A 5516-nucleotide genomic window follows, 5' to 3' on the forward strand; every position below is an offset into this window, starting at 1 on the left:
ATGCTGAAATTGCTTATATAGAAGATATTGATGCTCGTGAATATGATGATATGGATCTTGCTGATGGCACTTATGAATATTATGTTACTGCAGTATATGATACCACAGAATCAAATGCTTCTAATACCGTAGAAGTTGTTATCAACATGAATCCGACCTTAGATCCTCCAGCAGGTGTGAGTGTTGACGAAAATGGTCTGATCACCTGGATGGAACCCGGAACTGGATTAGGAAGTATATTGCTGGTAGATGATGATGGCAGTATAGATCTTGATTTCACTGATACAGTACCATATTATGAAACAATTCTTGATGCCAGTGGAATGGATTATGAAATTTATGAAATCACTACTGCAGGAAATGATGGACCAGATGCTGACTATATGGCAGATTATGATCTGGTTATCTGGGATTGTGGAGAACAGTGGGCAAGTGCTCGTACCCTTTCACAGACAGATGAAAGTGAATTAGGTGAATATCTTGATAATGGCGGATACCTGGTGCTTTGTGCTCATGATTATCTTTGGGATCGCTATCCAAACGCTGGTTCATTCAGTGCCGGACAATTCCCTTATGATTATCTTGGTGTAGACTCTGCTATTCAGGATGCTTTCACAGTTGGTGTTTCTCAGGGTGGACCCGAAATGGTTGATATCGTTGGGCAAGGAGCTACTGCAGGATTGACAGTTGGATTACAGGATATTTTCTCAGCAATGCGTGATGGAGTTTATCTTGATTTCCTTACACCTAATGCAAATGGATCAGCTTACTCAACATATAATGATAATAATGTTGGTGTTCAAACTACCAATACTATCTTCACTACAGCCGGCTGGGCTGGATTGATTGATGGAGATAATACTGTATTGGAATATGCTCTGGCATCATTCAGCTATTTACGTCCATTAGAAAACTATAATGTTTATCTTGATGGAGAAATGGTTGGTGATACTACTGATCTTATGTATCAGTTAAATGACCTCGTGGACGGAGAAACTTATACAGCAGGTGTTAGCGCTAATTATACTGAAGGTGAATCAGGAATCGTAGAAGTAGAGTTCACTTATAATCCAAGTGCTAATGATGGCGAGATCACTGGAGTTAATTCTCTCATTGGTAATTATCCAAATCCATTCAATCCTGAATGTAAAATTGCTTTTGCTTTAGCTGAAGATGCTGAAGTTACGTTATCAATCTATAATGTTCGTGGTCAGAGAATTCGTACTCTGGTTAATGAAACTATGACTTCTGGAACTCACGATGTGATCTGGGATGGAACTGATGATAGAGGTGCAAGTGTTGCTTCTGGAGTTTATTATTATAAGATGGACTCAGGAAAATTCACTTCTTCTAAGAAAATGGTATTGATGAAATAATATTTGTCAATAATATAGAAGCCCCTGGATTTCCAGGGGCTTTTTTTGACTGTTCAATTCCCACCAGCCAAGATCTTGCGAATGGTCGATAGACCTCCGCAATGGTCGAACAGAAAATAGAAGTTTATAAATCTCAATAAATAAACAAGGTAGCAATGATATTTTCCTGGTCATTTCGGTCAACCATTGCGAAGGTCTATCGACCATACGCAAGGTCTTAGAAAGGTCAATTTCAATATCTATCCTCTTCAATCAGAAGATGTTCACTTTTATGCTGCAAAAATTATAACCTGCAAGGATATCAATAAGTTAGGTTGAAGAATCTCGGCTTTTTTTATTTCTTACGCAAAAAATATTTCTTGAGAATTGTTACATAATCATTGCTGTCTTCATCAAGTAGATCAAGCTGCTTTCTCACCTTATTGATCTTATCAGGATTCTGATCTCTGATAGCTATTGATGAATTGTGATAACCACTAAAGGAAATATAAGAGAACTCAACCTCTATATCTGATATTATGTGCAGGTGAATTTCTCGTTCAACATCAATTAGCTTAATTTGATTATCTGGCAATATCAATTCATCCAGAAATTGCGACCAACTGTATTCATCTCTCGAAAGCCAATGATTTTTATCCGTTAGTGATCTTAATATCAGATAAATATCACTTACTTTTGCAGGGAATGAAATTTCAAATTTCTGATGCCATTGATGATATCCACTCCTGCGATCTTTTCTTACTGGTAAAATTACACTTAGCTTATTATTACTATAGATTATCTGATCTGTTGAATATTCAGAAACTAAGAGCTTGATCCTCTCCTGACTCACAGAGCCTGATCCATGCTCTTCAATCTCCTTTATTTGTACCCTCAGATCATCTTTTATTATTCGATATTCCCATTTAAGTTTATGCATATTTCCACCATTATTTTATCTTGTTTAATCATAGTTTATCAAGTTTTGAAGTCAAGAATAATCTCATTTAGCCTGCGAAATTTCTATAATGAAACCATTTTATAAAAAAAACCTTTACAAAAATTTAAATTGTGAATGATATTGTTAATGAGAAGAAGTTTTAAAAAAAGAATCTATATAAGAGGTGCTTATGAAAAAAAGGTGGATGTTATTTTTAATTTTAATTAGTTCTTTTTTCTTATTTGGTCAAGATCAATCTGCTATGAATTACCGTGGTGAAATGAATATCTGGGGAACGACAGCAATGAGCTATGACAGTGACCTTGATATTTGGTCTGTAATAATCCAATCTGATGGCGATGATGATCCTTCAGAATACAAGTTTGATGACGAAGTGGATTGGGGTGAATATACATGGGGTTCAGGTACTACTCTTTTAGCGAATTCAAAAACGACTGCCTATCATAATGGTGGTAATGGACTATACAATGAAGTAAACAACAATTATTATATTTTTACAATTTATGATGTAACTGATGGAACTAATACGCAAACAGCACTTATGGAATTAAGTGCATCTCCAAATACAATCTCATCAATCACTGAGCCCTCTACAGTATATCAAGATCTAACACAAACAATTACAATTACACTTTCAGGTTCAAAATTAACAGAAGAAAAGGTTTATCTATGCTATACAACAGATGATTGGGTATCGAGAACAAATACGGAAGCGACAACAGGAAGTGGCTCGAACTGGAGTGTAACTATCCCGAAGCAAAATATTGGCACAAATGTGAGATATTACGCGATGACAACTACTGTAGATGAAGCTTCATGGGATGGAGAAGAAGAATTATTTACTATAGATCATAAATATTACCAGGCAAGTCCATATAGCTACACTGTTTCAGATCATAGTAACCAAACATATCACACCATTGAAATTGAGGGTCAAAACGATTTTAGTACAGCTAATGAAAGGACAGATGCCAGTGGTTCAGGAAATTACTGGTGGTACACATGGGATGAAACCAACTTTTATTTTGCTTTACAGCAGGGAGCATTAGATGAAGATTTATCATCTAAATGGGTAATTTTATACATAGATACTGATCCACAAATTAATCCAACTTCCGGTACGGGATCAACAACTGGATTGGCATATACATCTCAACAGGCTGACCTACCATTCTCAGCAAACTTTCAATTTCAGTGGAATACTGATGGATCAACATTATTGCTAAAAGAATATACGACATCATGGAATGATGTTACTCCTCATAACATGAATGTATATCTAAATTCTACCAGTGAATTTTTTGAAGTAAAAATTCCATTAGCATCTCTTGATTCTCCAAGTTTGCTTTATGTTTGCGGAAACATGTTGAATGAGCTGGATGGTGAATCAATGTGGGCATTTTCTCCTGATGATGCTTCCAGTGATGATACGGATGGTAATGATAAAGATCTTGATTCATATTGGGCTTTTGAACTTAATTCTGAAGAGACACCTAATGATCCTGGCAATGAAGATCATGCACTCCCAGTTACCTTAAGCAGTTTTAGTGCTGTTTTTGATGGTGAGGTTCCTATGCTCCAATGGGTAACTGCATCTGAGACAAATAATGCGGGTTGGAATGTTTACCGAGGAGAAATCAATGATGCTGCAATGAGTATGCAGGTTAATGCCGAATTGGTCGAAGGACAGGGGACAGTGACTTCCACTACTGATTACCAGTTTATTGATCTTTTCAGTACTGATTATGATCAAACTTATTATTATTGGCTTGAAAGTATTGATTACAATTCTCATTCAGAAGAATTCGGTCCGATAGCTCTTTATATTCCACTACCATATGATGAGAATAATAATTCACCTGTTGCACCTGTGATTTATGGGCTGCATCAGAATTATCCCAATCCCTTTAATCCCTCAACCGAGATAAGTTTCACGCTGGATTATAGCAGCACAGTATCTCTTAATATTTATAATCTTAAGGGTCATAAAGTAAGGACGCTGCTAATTGATGAACCAGTCACAAAATCACAGCAGTATTATCATGTTTGGGATGGTAAAGACGAGATGGGCATTCCGTGCGGTTCAGGAATTTATTTCTACCAGCTTAATACAACCAGAGAATCATTTAATCGAAAAATGATCCTGGTGAAATAAATAATATTGAGTTAAGATGAGAATGCAGATTGACTTAAGATTTGGCAGCAATGGTCGCTCTTAAGTCAATCTTATGAGTACATCATCTTAACTCAATAGCTTAGCTGGATAATTTATGACAGGTAAGTCAAAAATTTATACATTTCTAACTTCAACTGATATTGATAAGATACTAAAGCTATGGCAAACTGCAGGACTATCATACCGACCAAAGGGCAGAGATACAAAAGCAAATATCTTAAAACAAATGCAGAAAGAAAGTACTCAATTCATGGGAATTATCCAGAATGATGAGCTTATTGCAGTGGCAATTGCAAGTCACAATGGCAGGAAAGGCTGGGTTAATCGGCTTGCAGTACATTCAGATCATAGACGCATGGGGATTGCCTCACAATTAATTAGATATTGTGAAGAATGGCTTGCGGATGAAGGTATTGAAATAATTGCTGTTCTAATCGAATCAGATAATCCTGATTCCTTGGCTCTGTTTGATAATAATGACTACACAAGGCATGACGATATTATATACTTCACAAAGAAAAAGTATCCGGGAGTTTAGTTTATTTAATTAATAATAATTTACCTTGAAATCTGAATTCATCAGATCTTATACTTACCAGATAAATCCCATTAGGATAATTCCAATTATTCTTTTCTTTAATCAGCCAGTAGTCGTTCTTATTTTCTAATTCCAGGTTTGATATCTTCTGCCCACGCAAATTATATAAGCCAGCTTCTAAATTGGGATTATTCCTCATTATAGGTAAATTGATCTTAACCTGTTCTCGATAAGATCCTGTTCTAAGTGGATTTGGATAGACTACAACTTTCCTGACTATATCTGCATCATCTGATATTTCCTGATCTTCCTCAAAATGGAATAATACAGGATTTTCCAGATTTCCCTGCTGTGAATCAGGCTGCCAGCTATAGTTACCCAATATTCTTTTAGTAATATTATTTTTGGTATTTATCAATTCTAATTTCAGATCAGCAGGTTCAAGCTCATTTGTATAAAGGTAAATAAAATAATAATACTCTCCCA

Annotated in this window: 6 protein-coding genes; 3 read left to right on the forward strand and 3 right to left on the reverse strand. The window is 35.8% G+C overall.

The window, feature by feature from the left end; all coding sequences use genetic code 11:
* A partial coding sequence (locus RAO94_11185) for a FlgD immunoglobulin-like domain containing protein (protein ID MDP8322904.1) occupies nt 1–1376 on the forward strand: 1376 nt, incomplete at its 5' end.
* Nucleotides 1377–1382: 6 nt separating this feature from the next.
* On the opposite strand, the gene RAO94_11190 is transcribed toward RAO94_11185, so the two are convergent.
* Entirely contained in the window at nt 1383–1628 is a 246-nt protein-coding gene (locus tag RAO94_11190) for a hypothetical protein (GenBank protein ID MDP8322905.1), read from the reverse strand.
* A gap of 82 nt (nt 1629–1710) precedes the next feature.
* Nucleotides 1711–2295 (reverse strand): hypothetical protein, encoded by a 585-nt coding sequence (locus tag RAO94_11195; GenBank protein ID MDP8322906.1) that lies wholly within the window; start codon nt 2293–2295, stop codon nt 1711–1713.
* Between the two features lie 190 nt (nt 2296–2485).
* Between RAO94_11195 and RAO94_11200 the strand changes: the two genes are divergently transcribed.
* Both RAO94_11200 and RAO94_11205 read left to right on the forward strand, forming a co-directional pair.
* Nucleotides 2486–4471, forward strand: coding sequence for a T9SS type A sorting domain-containing protein (locus tag RAO94_11200; GenBank protein MDP8322907.1), 1986 nt, complete (start codon nt 2486–2488; stop codon nt 4469–4471).
* 115 nt (nt 4472–4586) lie between these two features.
* Nucleotides 4587–5030, forward strand: a complete 444-nt coding sequence (locus tag RAO94_11205) for a GNAT family N-acetyltransferase (protein ID MDP8322908.1) — start codon at nt 4587–4589, stop codon at nt 5028–5030.
* A 1-nt stretch (nt 5031) separates the two neighbouring features.
* On the opposite strand, the gene RAO94_11210 is transcribed toward RAO94_11205, so the two are convergent.
* On the reverse strand, nt 5032–5516 hold a 485-nt coding region (locus RAO94_11210; protein MDP8322909.1), incomplete at its 5' end, for a T9SS type A sorting domain-containing protein.

The sequence above is a fragment of the Candidatus Stygibacter australis genome (assembly GCA_030765845.1).
In the GTDB taxonomy this organism is placed as follows: Bacteria; Cloacimonadota; Cloacimonadia; order Cloacimonadales; family TCS61; genus Stygibacter; species Stygibacter australis.